Source organism: uncultured Shewanella sp. (assembly GCF_947491715.1).
Lineage (GTDB): Bacteria > Pseudomonadota > Gammaproteobacteria > Enterobacterales > Shewanellaceae > Shewanella.
This window is the reverse complement of record NZ_CANLKR010000046.1, coordinates 1-16,817: the sequence shown is the minus strand read 5'-3', so window position 1 is coordinate 16,817 and position 16,817 is coordinate 1. Positions and strand designations below refer to the sequence as shown.

15 protein-coding genes are annotated in these 16,817 nt (G+C 38.8%); 4 read left to right on the top strand and 11 right to left on the bottom strand.

The window, feature by feature from the left end:
• Positions 1–32: 32 nt before the first annotated feature.
• Both Q0779_RS20965 and sbcD read right to left on the bottom strand, forming a co-directional pair.
• Positions 33–3,710: an AAA family ATPase gene (locus Q0779_RS20965; protein WP_298775686.1), complete on the bottom strand. Its 3,678-nt coding sequence runs from the start codon at positions 3,708–3,710 to the stop codon at positions 33–35.
• On the bottom strand, positions 3,711–4,943 hold the full coding sequence (gene sbcD / locus Q0779_RS20960) for an exonuclease subunit SbcD (protein WP_298775684.1): 1,233 nt from the start codon (positions 4,941–4,943) through the stop codon (positions 3,711–3,713). It abuts the gene before it with no gap.
• A 137-nt stretch (positions 4,944–5,080) separates the two neighbouring features.
• Between sbcD and Q0779_RS20955 the strand changes: the two genes are divergently transcribed.
• Positions 5,081–6,124 (top strand): transposase, encoded by a 1,044-nt coding sequence (locus tag Q0779_RS20955; protein WP_298775682.1) that lies wholly within the window; start codon positions 5,081–5,083, stop codon positions 6,122–6,124.
• 42 nt (positions 6,125–6,166) lie between these two features.
• On the opposite strand, the gene Q0779_RS20950 is transcribed toward Q0779_RS20955, so the two are convergent.
• Positions 6,167–6,514 (bottom strand): hypothetical protein, encoded by a 348-nt coding sequence (locus Q0779_RS20950; RefSeq protein WP_298775680.1) that lies wholly within the window; start codon positions 6,512–6,514, stop codon positions 6,167–6,169.
• 82 nt (positions 6,515–6,596) lie between these two features.
• Positions 6,597–7,016, bottom strand: a complete 420-nt coding sequence (locus Q0779_RS20945) for a hypothetical protein (protein ID WP_298775678.1) — start codon at positions 7,014–7,016, stop codon at positions 6,597–6,599.
• 194 nt (positions 7,017–7,210) lie between these two features.
• Between Q0779_RS20945 and Q0779_RS20940 the strand changes: the two genes are divergently transcribed.
• Positions 7,211–7,681: an avidin/streptavidin family protein gene (locus Q0779_RS20940; protein WP_298775677.1), complete on the top strand. Its 471-nt coding sequence runs from the start codon at positions 7,211–7,213 to the stop codon at positions 7,679–7,681.
• Between the two features lie 99 nt (positions 7,682–7,780).
• On the opposite strand, the gene Q0779_RS20935 is transcribed toward Q0779_RS20940, so the two are convergent.
• The 6 genes from Q0779_RS20935 to Q0779_RS20910 form a co-directional block, all read right to left on the bottom strand.
• Positions 7,781–8,098 (bottom strand): hypothetical protein, encoded by a 318-nt coding sequence (locus tag Q0779_RS20935; protein ID WP_298775675.1) that lies wholly within the window; start codon positions 8,096–8,098, stop codon positions 7,781–7,783.
• Between the two features lie 127 nt (positions 8,099–8,225).
• Positions 8,226–8,636: a hypothetical protein gene (locus Q0779_RS20930; RefSeq protein WP_298775674.1), complete on the bottom strand. Its 411-nt coding sequence runs from the start codon at positions 8,634–8,636 to the stop codon at positions 8,226–8,228.
• Between the two features lie 202 nt (positions 8,637–8,838).
• Positions 8,839–9,948 carry a hypothetical protein gene (locus Q0779_RS20925; protein ID WP_298775673.1) on the bottom strand — a complete coding sequence of 370 codons (1,110 nt, stop codon included), beginning with the start codon at positions 9,946–9,948 and terminating at the stop codon, positions 8,839–8,841.
• An 11-nt stretch (positions 9,949–9,959) separates the two neighbouring features.
• Positions 9,960–10,349, bottom strand: a complete 390-nt coding sequence (locus tag Q0779_RS20920) for a GtrA family protein (RefSeq protein WP_298775671.1) — start codon at positions 10,347–10,349, stop codon at positions 9,960–9,962.
• Positions 10,342–11,304, bottom strand: a complete 963-nt coding sequence (locus Q0779_RS20915) for a glycosyltransferase family 2 protein (protein WP_298775668.1) — start codon at positions 11,302–11,304, stop codon at positions 10,342–10,344. Before Q0779_RS20915 ends, Q0779_RS20920 begins: the two co-directional genes overlap by 8 nt.
• 2 nt (positions 11,305–11,306) lie before the next feature.
• Positions 11,307–11,840, bottom strand: a complete 534-nt coding sequence (locus Q0779_RS20910) for a hypothetical protein (RefSeq protein WP_298775667.1) — start codon at positions 11,838–11,840, stop codon at positions 11,307–11,309.
• 544 nt (positions 11,841–12,384) lie between these two features.
• Between Q0779_RS20910 and Q0779_RS20905 the strand changes: the two genes are divergently transcribed.
• Both Q0779_RS20905 and Q0779_RS20900 read left to right on the top strand, forming a co-directional pair.
• Positions 12,385–12,849 carry a hypothetical protein gene (locus tag Q0779_RS20905; protein WP_298775666.1) on the top strand — a complete coding sequence of 155 codons (465 nt, stop codon included), beginning with the start codon at positions 12,385–12,387 and terminating at the stop codon, positions 12,847–12,849.
• Between the two features lie 3 nt (positions 12,850–12,852).
• Entirely contained in the window at positions 12,853–13,905 is a 1,053-nt protein-coding gene (locus tag Q0779_RS20900; RefSeq protein WP_298775665.1) for a porin, read from the top strand.
• An 89-nt stretch (positions 13,906–13,994) separates the two neighbouring features.
• On the opposite strand, the gene Q0779_RS20895 is transcribed toward Q0779_RS20900, so the two are convergent.
• Positions 13,995–16,817, bottom strand: a 2,823-nt coding sequence (locus tag Q0779_RS20895; protein ID WP_298775663.1) for an amino acid adenylation domain-containing protein, incomplete at its 5' end; no start/stop codon positions are given.

Sequence of the window (16,817 nt, the reverse complement as noted above, 5' to 3'; positions counted from 1 at the left end):
AAGCATTCATTAACATGGCCTAGCACAGGGCGCTAACTTGCCACTCGGTATTCCTCACTGAGCGTACTGATCCCCAGTCCATTGCGGCGACGAATATTAAGTTGTACGGGGATCCGCTCTTTCATGGCGTCAATATGACTAATAACGCCTATCATTTTTCCACTGGCATTAAGATTATCTAACGCATTCAAGGCAATATCCAATGTTTCACTGTCTAATGTGCCAAACCCTTCGTCCAAAAATAATGAATCAATGCTAGTCTTATGACTCACTAAATCAGATAACGCTAGCGCTAACGCCAAACTCACTAAAAAACTTTCGCCACCGGATAAAGTTTTAGTATCACGCTCTATGTCGCCTTGCCATGTATCAATCACGACTAATAACAGGGCTTGCTCTTGTTTGCGTTTTAATTGATAACGCCCATGAACACTGTCTAATTGTTTATTGGCTAAGTACACCAAATTATCTAAAGTCAGTCCTTGGGCAAATTTTCTAAATTTATCGCCTTTTTGAGAACCAATGAGTGCATGCAAATACTGAATATCATTATACTCCTCGGTATAACGAGCAATTTCATTAAACAAGGCCTGCTGAGTTTGTTTTTGAGCTAAATCGGCTCGTTGCTGAGCGGTAATATCACCGACTCGTTTATTCAGCTCATCCAGCTGCAAGCCTAATGCCTCTATTTCTGTTGCCAATGTTTGCAAAGAGGTATCCTCTAAAGGATCCGCTAAGGGGCTCGTCGCTAATACTGCTAAGGTTTTTTCTGCCCTTTGCAATAACGCATTCGCTTCATTAACGGCCTTATTCAGTGCCAATTGCAGCGTCACTAACTGCTGATGTTCCTCTGGACTCAATAGGGCTTTTTTAAAATCGTATTGTGAATCAAAGGGGCTTTGCTTAAGCTGGGCTTGCCAATGAACGTGAGCCTCCTGCTCTTTTACCATTAACACTTGTATTTGATCCTCTAACGTCCCCACTTCAGCCTTCATGGCCACATAGCCATCTTGACTTAACTGGAGACTTTGAACACTCTCTTTATAGTGAGTCTCAGCCAAATTAACATCTTGCTGCGCTAACATTCTCTCTTTTTCAACACTCTTATTACCAAACAGCTTATGACGCGCTTCTGTCACTTTTTCAAGCTCTGCTATTAATTGACCACGCTCCTTTTTCAGTCGTGCCAATTGATGACTTTTTTCATTCAGTCCAGACGCGACCGCTTCTATTTGAGGCAATAACGCTAACAAAGTATGAGTGATAGTCTCTTTTTGTCGGCACTGACTCTCCCAAGTTTGCGCATCACGATTTTTATTTTTCAGCCAAGCTTCTAACGTTGTAAAATCAGGCACATTGTAGCCTGCCTCACCAATTTGCAATCTTAACGCGTCTTGTATTGTCTTCATATTGGCTTGACAAGCTTGCTTATCAGCCCATATTTTTTCTCGCGTATTCTCTTGAGCCTTAATATCTTGCTTAAGAAGTAATTGCGCTTGCTGTACCGACTCTTGGGTTCGACAAGCATCCTGCCAAGCTACTTGAGCCACTTGCTCATCGCGTTCACAAACCTTCACTGCAGAAATCATCTTTGTTAAAGCCCTAAAGCGATGATCCTGATCTTCTTGGTAAAGGGTAATGCCTTGATGATCATTGATACTGAATTCAATCGTCAGTTTATCCGTCAATGCCACCCAATTCCCCATGAGCGATTCTTGCTCATGGACTAATTCATGATTTTTACGATGCAACTCTTGCTCATAACGACACTGCGCCTGCCATTCTGATTTGACCTCAGAAAGCTGAGCCTGCGCTTTTTCAAGCTCCCTTTCAGCTTGCTCCAGTTCCAGTAAAAAGTCAGATTGAGACTCAATGTTATCTGATATTTTCGGGTGCTGTTTAGCCCCGCATAAAGGACAATCATCTCCCTCCTGCAACTGATTTCTGTATTGGGCTAAATGTCCTTCTTGTGTCACCAGCCGCTGCAAGACACTGATTAATTGTTTGTGCTGTTCTACCTGAGCATGAGTGCTTTGTTGTTTTTCCTCGAGCGTCGATATCACCTGCTGTTGCTTTTCACTCAAGGACATTATGCGTTCATGTTCCCTTTGATTCTTTAGCCAAGTTTGATGGCAATCCCGCATTTGTATTCGAGCAGCATAAGACTGGTTGAGCGCTTCTCTTTCTTGTTCAAGTGCCTCAATATCTCCTGCTTTTTTTGCATGGGTAAGCTGCTGTTGCGCTTGTACTAACGTTTGCTTTTTTAACGTCACACCATCGATTGCCCCTCTCAGGTGCGCATGACTCACCTCAAGTGCGGTTTGCTTCTCGTCAATCACACCTTGCTGCGTTTGTTCGCTAAATATCAGCTTATTAAGCACCGCAGCTTGGTCATTAAGCTGCTCTGACTGCAATAACCACTGACCTAGAAAGGTATTCAAACAAGCATCAGCTTGGTGTAAATGTAAATATTCACTCACTGTCACTTGCTTGGCTTCTTGCAGTGCTTTATCCCGTAACAACTTGTCTTTTATGGTGCATTCTTTTTTATGCTTTTCATCTAAATCAGCAAGTTGAATTGACTTATCTTCACACTTTCCTTGAAGGTTAAGGCGAAGATTATCAAGAGGTTGAATGTCATCAACAATACGCCTTTCAAGCTCACTGAGTGTTTGCTTAGCTTGCCCTAAGTAGGACTCAGCTAATTCATGCTTGGTTCGCTGCTGATCACGTTTATCTTCAAGTGCTGCCGCACACTTTTCTTTTTCGCTCAATAAACTTTGCATTGCCTGAAATTGCTTCACACTATCATCCCACAAGGCAAAGGGGGATCTGAGCTTTTCCGCAGGCTCTGCATGTTGAAGGCGCTGTAACTTTGGCTTTGCACTTTTTTGTTGCTGTACTGCCAACGTAAATTGCTCATTAGCGGCCAACTTCTCCGCCTGCGCCTTATGAAAATCCTTGAGCCAAGTCATATGCTCCTGACACACAGTTTGTCTCGATTTAAATCTTATTTGCGTTTGTGCCAATGTGGCCAATTCTTGTTTTAAACTGTCTTTTTGCTCCTCAGATAGCAGCTGTACACCTTTAACTTGTGCCTCAAGCTCAGCCAAACCTTGCTTGGACTGCGTGAATTTCTCATGCACTTTTTCTGAGATCAATCCATATATTTCAGTGCCTGTTAACTCTTCTAATAATTCGGCTCTCTCACTCTCTTTGGCATTTAAAAAAGCAGCAAACTCTCCCTGGGAAAGCATCATAGACTTAGTAAACCGAGCAAAATCGAGCCCCGTAATTTTCTCTATACCTTCACTTTTTTGTTTAATCTGACTGGCAATAATTTTCCCGCTTTCAACTTCTGCCAATTGCACATCGGCTGATTGCAACTTACCATCCGCCTTTCCTCTCGAACGGCGCATACTCCAGTGAGCCCGATAAACCCGACTTTTCACCTCAAACTCCACCTCAGCGGAACATTCAGCTGTTCCCCGAGTCATAATTTCATTACTGGATGTGGTGATCGCCCCCAGCCGAGGCGTGCAGTGATATAAAGCTAAACAAATGGCATCGAGAATAGTCGTTTTACCTGCGCCTGTGGGACCTGTTATTGCGAACAAGCCATTATCAACAAAGGGAGAATGGGTAAAATCAACTTTCCACTCTCCTTTTAAGGCGTTTAAGTTTTTAAATTGCAAACGTAAGATCTTCATTTACTCAGCTTCCTTAAGCTCTATTTCACAGAGGATATGTTGAAACTGAGTCTTAATCCGCTCCACTTGAGCCTTTGCTATTGCCTGATTATTATTTTCAATCGCAAGACGCTTATTAAACACATCAAAAGGGGTTAATTCTGCCAATGTTTCCTTTGCCTCAGACTCAATACCTTGTTGATGGGATCCTCGAGCCCGTTTTAGCCTTAATACCTCAACATGCAAATCTTGGGTCATCTTTTGAATACGTTGCTGCAAATCGGAGAAATAATCTTGCATATGCACTTCTATAAAAAGCCACGTGGGTAAATCAGCCTCACCTGTTGGCAACTGAGTTAACTGCTTAGCAATCTCGTCAAGGCTACCTTTTAATACTGCCATAGGTTGAAAAAGAGGAACCTCAATAGGTATGATCTGCTTGCGCTTAGCTTGAGTAAATTCAACCACTATGACTTGTTTTTGATATTTAAGCTCATCAAAGCTCAAAGGAATAGGCGAGCCGCTATAACGAATATGCTCTGCTTTAGCCACTACTTGGGGTCGATGTATATGCCCAAGAGCAATGTAATCCGCAGGGGGGAAACCATCAGCAGCAAACCCATCTAATGATCCAATATAAATATCACGCACCGATTCAGATTGGCTCACACCTAACGCTGTTAAATGACCTGTCGCAATAATCGGCACATTCCATTGATTCAGCTCTCTTAAACTTAATGCTGCATCATAAATACTTGTATAGTGCTGTTTAATTGCCTCGCCGAGTATCTGACGTTTTTCAATTCCGGTTTCACCCGCAGCGCTTAAGACAATATCTCTAGCTCTAATAAAGGGCACTGCACAAACAATAGCACCGACTTCGCCTTGCCTATTATTCAAGGTTAACACTTGCTCATGAACAGCATCTGACGTATTGGCTATCACTTGGGTATTTAAACAAGCTAATAAACTTTTAGACTCATTTAACATTGCAACAGAATCATGATTTCCCCCTAATACAATTAAGCTGCAACTCAGCTGATCCATCGCCACGACAAAACGATTATACATTTCTCTGGCATAACTAGGTGGTGTGCCTGTATCAAAAATATCCCCCGCCACAATAATGGCATCAATTTGATGCAAGCTCACTTGCTCTAGCAACCAATAGAGAAATGCCTGATGCTCATTTTTTCGACTCTTGGTGAGAAAGTGTTGCCCTAAATGCCAATCGGACGTATGTAGGATTTTCATGATAAAACTTAAATAAACCAAAATATGCTAAGAATGTTATCACATGGTATTTTTAAGAACAGATCTATCGATAATGTCATTGTATTATCGAATGTTAATGACTAAGCTTTTAAAAATTAACTAAAACTAAACGCATAATGACTGAAAGTCGCAAAAAACTTATTCATATTGAAAGTACCCCTTATTACCATATTCAAAACCATTGCGTCAGAGGGACTTATTTAGTCACCAATAAAGACTCACAGAAACAATCCTCTGAACTGGATCTTCATCGTGCTCAATGGTTTGTCGATAGACTCATTCAATTATCAGGCCTTTTTTGCATCGACATATGTGCTTACGCTGTTCTCAATCACCACTATCACTTAGTCTTAAAAGTGAATATCGATACAGCCAATCATTTAACAACAAACCAATTAATCCAACGCTGGAAACAGCTCTTTAAACTCCCTCCTTTGGCCATTAAATACACAGAAAAAACACTGTTCACTGAGCCTGAGAAACTCAAGCTTGATGAATTAGTCTGTAAATGGCGTGAACGCTTAACGGATGTCAGTTGGTTTATGCGCTGCTTAAATGAAACAGTTTCACGTCAAGTCAATAAAGAGGAAAACTGTAGAGGGGCCTTTTGGCAAGGGCGTTTTAAAAGTCAGGCGCTACTCGATGAGCCCGCACTCCTAGCCTGTATCATGTATGTTGATTTAGCGCCAATAAGAGAACAATTAAGTCAATCACTTGAAAACGACTATTTAACCTCAATAAGCTTACGCATGTCAGCAGTCAAACACGCACAAAAAGATGCACACCTCTATGACTTCGACAGCGAATATTTAGCCATTGCACAGCAACCTGCAACATTACTGCCTTTCGATCACATGACACGTGCAGGAAAAAAGGTGCATATCCCCTTTCACTTACCAGATTATATCGCACTCATAAAATGGACACATCAAGAGATGATCCATAACAAGCTCCCCACGAATACTCAAAAAACGCCGAAGTTACTCACACAATTAGCCATTAAAAAGAAAGATTGGATAGACGCTTGTCGCCATTTTAGCCATCACTACAGCCATGTTGCTGGTAGTTGGTCAAGAATGTGTGAATTTAGCCATCAATTTAATGGCAAATGGTGTAAAGGGAAACAGAGCAGTAAACAACTGCACCCCACTTCCCCTTAACCATCCAACATTTGTTAAACTCAGTCCATTCACCATATCCATCTATAGATCTGAAGCCGCCCGAGAAAAATCGTGTTGACTCTGGTTATAGCTTGTTTGAGTCACCATGACTTTTTCAGATAGCGCTTGTTGAGAAGATGGATTTTTAGAAAAATCATAACGGCTTGTAGTCGCCTCAGTATATTCGCCACCTCCCTGTTGCTGGCGAAACGTTCCTTTTAATGAGTGTTCCGATCCCTCTTCGGCCGTCTTTTGAACATTTCTCTCTGATGATGTTGAGAGCATCGCCATTTCAGCCTGAGTATTGTCTAAACACTGGACAAAATCATTTGAAGCTTTGGCCACAGAAACGATGACAAAGAATAAACACACCGATATAAAGTATTTCATCACAGACTCCACAACTTAATACTTGAAAGCTTAATAAACCTGACAACTCATTAATTGAGCTATCTCAATAAAAGTTAAACATTCAATGCATTAAAATAATGATAGGAGGGTGATAGATGTCATTATTGATAATCGTTTTTGAAACCCACATGGGCAGAGCCAAAGTGGCTAACGCTATAAGTCTTTGCACACCCACAAAAACGCCAGACACTAGCATATACTCATGAATAGGTTCTGTTAGTGGATATTTGCGGTCTTGGAAATGAGTGTACACATGATCTAGGAGATGACCGAATTGTGGTTGATTATGGGAAGAAATGAGCAAACTGTCATTAAATGGCGCCATAGATTGTTGAGGTTCGTCTTTAGAAATCAGATTTAAGCTTTGAAGACCGCTTGAAACCGTACCATCTTGAGAAGAAGCACTACTCACAGTAAAAGAAAGGCTCCATAACAAGCCAGAAGACACAAAAATGACAAAATAAGGTATCCACTTCAGCATGTTTACAATCAACCGACTAGCAAACCTTGAATCGAGTATAGTTAAGTTTTTCGATATTATATTGAACAGCAATATGCCGTTACAATTATGTCTATTTTCTCAAAAAACCAACCTTGAGATCACTTCTGTTCAGTATGCAAAAAACGTCACATCGACTATATTTTATCTAAGCCAACGCATTGAGATACACAGCCATGACTCAAAGCAATTATTTACTACTCACTGTATTAATCTTTAACCTATCTAGCTCTTTGATAACCAGTCAAGCCAAAAGCACTCCAGATTCCACCACAGAAAAACACTCACTCCTTGGAGCTTGGTACAACTTTAACCCCCATGGATGCTCTACTATGTACATCACACAAGCATCAAAGACGGGGCAATTGACTGGCGGTTTCGCCAGTGGACAATCAGGCTGGTGCGCAAAACCCGAGCAATGGTTCTCCTTAACAGGGCATATGATCGGTGAGAGTGCATTTGAATTTAAAGTTAATTGGCAAAACCGTACTCAAGATTGCCAATCCAATACGATTTGGGATGGAGAAATTAAGGACGGACTGCTCTATACCAACTGGGTGCTCACTTCAACAAACGGAGGGGAAACTTACCGAGGAGAAGATACTTTTTATAGAGAATGCAAGTGCAGTCATTGCCCAAAGCCTTAAAAATAAAAGTGACACTTTAATAGCGTCACTTTCAAAGTCTCAAGTTAACTCAACACATCACGAGACATTAAGCACTAAGATTCCTACACATATCAGGCATTATAAGAGTGAACTTGGCTGAGAGAAATCATGCTGTGACTGACTAAATGAAGTCGTTGACGCTATCTGATTACTAGCCAGTGCATCGTCACTGTCCATATTATTTGAGAACTGATAATTCGATTTAGCAGCAGTCGTTCTATATCTATCTTGCTGGCTTTGATCAAAACCTTGCACATCGGTATTGTTCAATAGTGAAGCCTGCACGCCAGTTTGACCAGTATCACTCACATTTGATGATGAATTGCCAGTACTTGCAAAAGCAGCAACAGAGAAAAAAACAACACTGAAAATAGATAAATGAGTTAAGGTTTTCATATAATACTCCCAACCTTATCGTTCTACACCTTCTTTATAAAAAAGAATAGGGTATTCAGAACAATAAAGGATCAATTAATTAATCAATTAAATTCAAAAACAAGTTAAAAAGAAATGTATTGAAAAATTAAACAATAGGAGGGCGAAAATCTTGCAAGCTTGAAATCGTTTTAGACGACCATCTTGATGTCATAATCGGCTTCGCAAATACAACAGATGAAATAAAAAGTGTCATTGGCAATAAAGCGCCCGTATGACAATAACTATGAGCAGTACAATGTCCCGAGTCTAATTGAGCACATTGAGACAAATGTTCCTCACATTGTGATATTTTATCTGTTTTTACAACTTGTTTGACCGAAGTGCTATGGGCATTGGTATCTTGATGGCTCGACGCATAAAATGACATTGTTTGCTTTTGCATCACTGCACTCACATCTGTGCCATTACCGAAACTCGGCTCAGCACTCGCTGATAAAAGCAAAGATTGCCCTAACAGACTGATGATCACAATAAAACAAGCAACATATTTAGTCATAAAATACGATCACTCATGAAAAAAGATTAAATACAGGTTAATATAAAGTTTATGGGAATAAAATAAGAAAAACGCTTTTCTTATCAATTTTTTGGTATAAATAATAACAAAATTAAAAATTAACATAAATCTTTCACTATGAGATCCATTTATCTTTAAAATAAATATAATAAATAATCATAATTATAACCGTAAACTCCATTTACACAGTGAAAAACTGTTCCAATACAAACCCTATAACAATAAAACTTAAACTCACCGAAGATAAAACAAGAATGGCGGTTTGTAACTGAGGTTTTTTATCAGAAAATGCAACAAAAGCAATATAAACAGGTGAAAGCCCAAACAGATAACGCGGCATGGCTGTAATGCCTGTTAATAAAGGAATAAAAGTACAAATGAACACAAAAGTGGCTTCTGCCCACAATTTTTTATAAACCAGATATAAGTTAATCAACCAACCAAGAATAACCATACCGACTAAATAGAGCCCTTTTCCACCATCAGACAGGCCTTTTTCTAACCAATGAGTTGGCCAATCAATATATCGCCTCCAAGCAATTTGTATGTGAGTAAAAGCAAAACCATCTCCGGTTAAAAAGTACAGATAAAGCATATAGCTAAAAAGTAGAAGGGGAATGACCCAAAGCACAGCCACAACAATCAATCCACGTTCAGTCTTAAAAAAAGAACGCACACCATAATGACCAATCGCAATCAGTAATACAGGAAAAACAATCATCACCCCTAAATTACGAGTCCCCGCAAGCAATATTCCACATATCGCAACATATAGCCATTGCTGGCGATAGCTAAATAAAAAAACAGCCAGTGTTAATGCCATAAAAAGCGATTCGGTATAACCGCTCACAAAATAGACGGAATAGGGAGAAAAAGCGAGAAGCCATATGGGAAAGTACCCTTCATTAGACAAGCCCATTTGCCTCGAAAGCTTTAACATGAACACTAACGCCATAAAAAAGGAAGCATTACTGACCACATATAACGACAAGGTTGTTGAATTAAAAAAAACATCCAACACTTTGGCTATCATAGGATAAACAGGCATGAATGCCCAACTAGCAGCATCATGCTCTACATGCCAGCGAGGCTGTAAATCATAGCCGATGTCAATGATCTGTTTATACCAAGTACAATCAAATTGGCAAAAAGCATCCAGTACCGCTGGGCTCCCACCATAAATACGACTTGCCATCAACCCAATAAAGTAAATAAATATTCGACTTAACAAGAAAACACTAATGATCATTTTCCAGTCAGTCTTTGATAACCTTTCTGTTGATCTCAACACACCTTTACTCATTATCTAAAAACCCATAATTTAGAAAGAATATAAGTCAAAATGGGAACCGATAATGTTGACAGTAATATGGCATTCCACCCCTTTAAATATTGCGTTTGCACGATATAAAAAAGTAAACTATTGTTGATCAAGAAGCCCAGTAATGACACGCTCAAAAATTTAATAATTGAACCCTGAGTTTTAAAAGTAAAATGCCTGTGCCCTAAAAAAGAAACAAAAAAAGCAATGAAAAAAGCAACACTATTAACCATCAATTCAGGTAAGTCACCTCGATAGAAGAAAAGAAGCCGTGAAACAGATAAGTGCACTAATGTCGCCATCCCCCCAACAAGGGCAAAACGATTCAGTTGCCAAAAATGATAGGTGGCCACTTTCATCTCATTATTCATTTGGCCTATCTCTATCTTGGTAATAACCAGTAATGTTATTAATTAAATATATTGGCCTTTGTTTTATTTCTGTAAATATTCGACCGATATACTCTCCTATTACCCCAAGAGAAATCAGCTGAACTCCTCCTAAAAATAAAATGACCGACATAATAGAAGCATAACCAGGTACCTTCACGCCTAAAAACAAGGTATCAATTAAGATATGGGAAGCATATAAAAAGGCAATAAATGAAATACCAAAACCAATATAGCTCCACACCCTTAGTGGCCAACTGGTAAAGCTTAAAATACCATCCAAAGCAAAATTCCATAAACTCCAATAATTAAACTTAGTCTTGCCAATATTACGCTCAGGACGTTCAAATGGCACGCCTGTTGCACGAAAAGCACTCCAAGCAAACATGCCCTTCATAAAGCGGTTTCTTTCTGGCATCTGATTTAAAGCATCGATAACCTTGCGATTGATCAACCTAAAATCCCCTGTATTTTCAGGTAATTTAGTTCTGTGAGATAAAAGATTAAATAATTTATAAAACCCTCCAGCTGTACATCGCTTCATTCTGGTATCGGCGCTTCTATCCACTCTCACGCCATAAACCGTGTCATATTGCCCCGTACACCAAAGATCAAAAAATGCCAAAATAACGCTAGGAGGATCTTGTAAATCAACATCCATAATCACCACAGCCTCCCCCCTAGCATGCTGTAAACCTGCTGTCATCGCAGCTTCCTTACCAAAGTTTTTCGCTAAATCAATCAAACTAATATTGTCATTATTCTCGATTTCAGTACTGATCACACTATGGGTATTATCGGTACTACCATCATTAACAAAAAGAATATCAATGTGATGATAGATAGAAGCTAACTCCAGTTTTATCGTCTCTACAAATACTGAAATACTTTCCTGTTCATTATAGACAGGCACAACAAGCGTTAAATCATGGCTCATACTTACAACTCCTTAACCATTAAATTCATCAGGGATACGGGTGAGGATGAACAGAGTGTTAATGTGTTCACCTTATCAAATCGATGACTCAATAAGGCATTTGGTACATTAAGACTAATTAAACCGACATCACTCGGCATGAGCAACTTTATAAATCTTTGTCCCGCGATAGTGAAAAATACTGTGATAGGATGATTAACTTGGGAAAACTGGAAATTGAATATTTCTACTTTACTGGTACTGTTGAGATTAAATATCAAACTCCCCTTATTCAGCAACAAGGCATTTTCATCTTTAATTGATTGCTTACTCCACCCTTCACGACTAAAATAGGGCATTAACATTTTCACTGATAGTGACTTTCCCAAAGGGAGTAACATATCAGGCACTTTTTGGTTGTAAAACATAGTACTGTTATGAATATAGTATTCAGAATAAGCAACGGAAACATTAGGATTCAAGGCAAAATATAAAACGGTCAAATAGAATAAAGAAAGTAACACGACTCCAAATAAAATCAATTTAGTTTTAATCATAGAATTTGCCAACAAAATTCAAAATGAGAAACAATAATCAAGAAGAAAATCCTCTAACAAAAACATTCACCAAGCGATATCACTGGCATAATATCAACCATACTCACAAATTCATCGGGAATAAAAATAAAACCCATAAAATTTATTGTAATTACCTAGATCTTTATAAAAAAAGACAAACAACAAACTTAAATACAACTAACAAATAAAAATAGAAAACAAAAAACAACAAATGTAAACCACAAAAAAGTATAAAACTAACCATAAAATACTAGAACACATTTTAAATATCTTTATACCCGTGATACACCTTGAATCAAGCACTTTAATAGGATCAGAAAATATGCATTTCAAGTCCTTTGGGTATCATATTAAAAACGGCTAATCCAGTCATAGTAACGATTGCTACTTCATTAAAAATACAAATTTAATTCACCACTATAGTGATATAAAAAAAAATAAAACCCATTTCAATTTTTGTTTTTTTACATTATCTACACTACCTTGTAGGTATAACTATTTTAAGGGATTAGAATGCACTCTAATGAATAAAAACAATTTATTACTACCTGCTTCAATATCTTCAATATTTCTATTGCTGTGGTTTACCTTTATGAGTACGTTAGCCTATGCTGCAGAAGAACAATTTGCCGTCTTTTCAATGAACCCTGCTTTATCGACAATCAGCAAAAGTAAAGTCAGGATGATTTATAAAGGAAAAACCGACAAAATCAATGATAAAAAAATCAAATTAGCAGATTGGGAAAATAATTCTAAATTCAAAGAAGCGTTTTATAAGGTACTACTTGGTAAAACCGTATCTCAAGTCAATGGATACTGGGCCAGCCTTGCTTTTTCAGGAAAAGCCTCTTTACCTCATGTTATTGATGATGACAATGTGGGTGAATTAGTCAACTGGCTTAAAGAAAATAAAAACGGCATCGGCTATGCGCCAACTCCCCTTGTTCCAGAAGATGCTAACATATTGATTACCATAGAAGGACAGTAACGGATGAACTTTCCTAAATCCCCCATATTATCACTTATCGCCCTAACGCTATCATCTACACCAGCATTCGCGGCTATTGACATCACCTCAGATCTTACGCTTAGTGGTTTTGGTTCAACGTCCATCACTAAATCTGATAACAAAACACCTTTATTCATCAATCGAGAAATCACTGATGAAACTTGCTATGACTGCGATACTATTTTTGGTATTCAGCTTGACTATGATGTGACAGATAATTTAGCAGCCTCGCTACAATGGGTTAAACGCCCCCAAGATGAATGGAGTGAGCCAGAAGTCGAATGGGCCTATTTATCTTATGATATCGGTGACTTTACTGTGAGAGCAGGAAGACTAAGATTACCGCTATTTTTAGCTTCTCAGTACTATTATGTCGCCGAGGCTTATTACTGGGCAAGACCACCACAAGAAGTCTACGACAGTATATCAGGTATAACGTATTACGATGGAGGCGATATCACATGGAAGCGAGACTTATCTGATGAACTGACCCTCAGTGTGAACCCTTTTTATGGTAGTAACAGGACCTACTCTATAGAAGTTGTCGGCAATGAACTAAAATTTGATACTGAGTTACTCATAGGTTTGTCCACCGATTTGTCTGGTTATGATTACCGATTACACTACACCTATATGAGAACAAAATATACCGCTCAACAATTTCCATTTAGTACTTCGACTATCAATATACACGCTTTCGGTTATGAATATTCTTGGAAACAGTTTCAATTTATGGCAGAAGTTGAAACTGATGAGTTACAAACAAATTGGTATGTGAGCACCGCTTATAATATTGATGATTTCACCACTTATATCACTTATTCTCAAGCTCACCATTCTAACCCTAGTCAAAGCGTCACACCTGGGGTACGTTATGATATCACACCAACTTGGTCAGTAAATTTAGAATATCAGTACGAAGCTATCGACTCTGACTATATTTATGCGACAGGGTTATTTGTACAACCCCCTATTTTATATTCAGAGAAAAAAGATGCTAATCTAGTGACCTTTATGGTGAACTTTATCTTCTAAACTTATTCACAATCAACAATCCAATATTCAGCATTCATTGTATTTAATTCTACATATAATGAATGCTGAACCTCTCCCAATAAAAGCCATTAACGGGTTATGATATTTTCACTAATAATTTCAATAGCTTCTATGATATTGGTATGATGTTTGTCTTCTATCGAGACTATTTTAAGGGGACTATTTATCACTGCTTGAATATTATTATCATCTAATTGATTGATAAGCTCATTAAGCTCAGTTAACTCTTGATATTGTTCATTGATGTTCATCAACTCTTCAGCTTTAAAAAGAGTGACTTTGGTATGATTAAGTAAACCCGTTAATGATTCTTGATGTATATCATTTTCAAAAGGAACAGCAGAAAGTACTCGCTCGGTATGTTCTTGACTGGCATTCTTATCAATGATATCTCGTTGCATCATCTGTAAATAGACATCATCTTCTATTTTATCTAACACCGCTTGTGTTTCTTCAGTATGAATAACCGTATCAAGCAAATAAATTTGAACATCAGTATAACCACGTAATTCTAATTGATAAGCGATCTCGAGTGCAATATTTCCCCCTAAAGACCACCCTAGAATATTAATAGGATCATGGTGAATATTAGCTTCTAACAGTAAATCAAGATACATTAAAGCAATCACCTTTAATGAACCAATTTTATCATCTGACACTAAATTGTAATTATTTACTCCAAAACAATTAAACCGAGTTGATAATGCTAAGGCTAAATGATGATATACCTCTGCACCTGACGTACCAGGATGGATCATAACCAGCTTATCTTTAGCTGTCGACATTGGAGTTAAAGTGTACAGTAAAGAAGTACCTTGCCCACTATCACTCCTCTTTTCACATAAATCAGCAATGCTTGGGTAAGTAAACAACATGACTAAACTGACTTGTTCATCATTTATTTTATTCATCTGACTCATTAACTGAATAGCCTTTATAGAATCCCCGCCAATGTGAAAGAAATTATCATGTATCCCTACTTGTTCCAGTCCAAGCACCTCTTGCCAAATTTGACATAGTTGCCGCTCAACCTCATTACGAGGCGGCGCGTAGTCTTCATCATTAACCAATATCGGCTCAGGCAGCGCCTCTTTATCCAACTTGCCATTCATCGTTAATGGAATTTTATCTATAACACTAAAACTCGTCGGTAGCATAAAACTCGGTAAAACACTCGCTAAACTCTGCTTAACCCCTTTAAGATCGAGCGATAATTCAATTTCTGTCATATGCCGCGCCATTGAGCGGCGATCATTGTTAAAGTGAATAGAATCAGCAGCAAAATCAGGCACCACAAAAGCCGCCAAAAAGTGGCTCTGTGCTGATTGATAATCAATAACTGCTGCTTGTTTTATACCGCCTATCTCCTCTAATGCCGTTTCGATTTCACCCAGTTCAATTCGATGACCGCGAATTTTAACTTGAGCATCATTCCGCCCTAAATATTCTAAATCGCCATTCGATAAATACCGCACTAAATCCCCAGTTTGATACAAACGAATATCGCCATTGGCAATATCCTCTTCACGAGCAAATGGGTTATCGATAAAGCGTTCAACCGTTAACTCAGGACGGTTTAAATATCCTCTTGCAAGGCCAGCACCACCGATATAAAGCTCACCAATCGCCCCCTTGGGCGCCAACTGCCCAGCAGCAGTCATCACATACACATGTCGAGTGCTAATGCCTTTGCCTAAAGGTATCGTTTCTCTCTCATCAACACATGCATACGCGGTTGTAAAAGTCGTACTTTCTGTTGGACCATACCCATTAAGCACATGTTTTGGCTTAGCATCACTGCTAACAAGCCCATTAATCAAGTGCGCATTCAAAGCCTCCCCTCCCACTAACAAGTATGAAAGCGTTGAAAAGACATCACTCTTTTGATTCAAAATTTCATCAAATAAACTTTTCGTTAACCAAAGAATACTCACCTGATATTGACTCAGTAAAGACTCAAGTGCCACAGCATCTAACACCAGCGCCTTATTCACTACCACCAATTGCGCCCCATTGAGTAAGGCTCCCCAAATCTCAAATGTCGCCGCATCAAACTGAGGGGATGAGTGATGTAGAAAAACATCACTTTCATCAATATCAATATAATCAGTCCCGCACACTAAGGTCGACACTCCTTGATGCATACTCATTACACCTTTAGGTTTTCCCGTTGTACCTGAGGTATAAATCACATAGGCTAAATCAGAAGATTGATTTATCGATACTGGGTTATCAACTGCATTGTCAGCAAAATCACTTTTATCATTGATGTTATCATTGCTCGCATTGCTACCATTCACGGAAATAACCGTACAACATAACTTCGCTTGACTCAGCCACTCTCTGAGTTGCACCTCATAATCTGCTTGAGTGATAGCCAAAGGCGCTTGTGTATCGTCGAGCATAAAGGTACTGCGCGCTTGTGGGTATTCTGGCGCGATAGGCACATAGGCACCTCCTGCCTTTAATACCGCGATAATACTGAGAACCATCTCTAAACTGCGATCAAGGTAAAGCGCAATTAAGGTGTCTGGCTGCAGCGGTGTGTAATATACCTCTTGATATTGACTGCGCAGATGATGGGCAAGTTTATTGGCGCGTTGATTTAATTCATCATAAGTCAACTCTGCCCCTTCAAACACAAGTGCTATATTATTCGGTGTCTTAGCCACTTGTTCTTCAAACAAGGCTGATAACGTCTTATCACACAAATAGTTTGTCTCAGTTGGGTTCCATTCATGCAACAAAGTGTGACGCTCATCCGTTGATATTAATGACACCTCTGCTAATCTTTTTTCTGAATCAAGAATGGCCAATAAGGCCCTTTGATACTGCTCAGCAAACCCCTTTATACTGCTTGCTTCAAACAAACTCAGTGCATAGTTCCACTG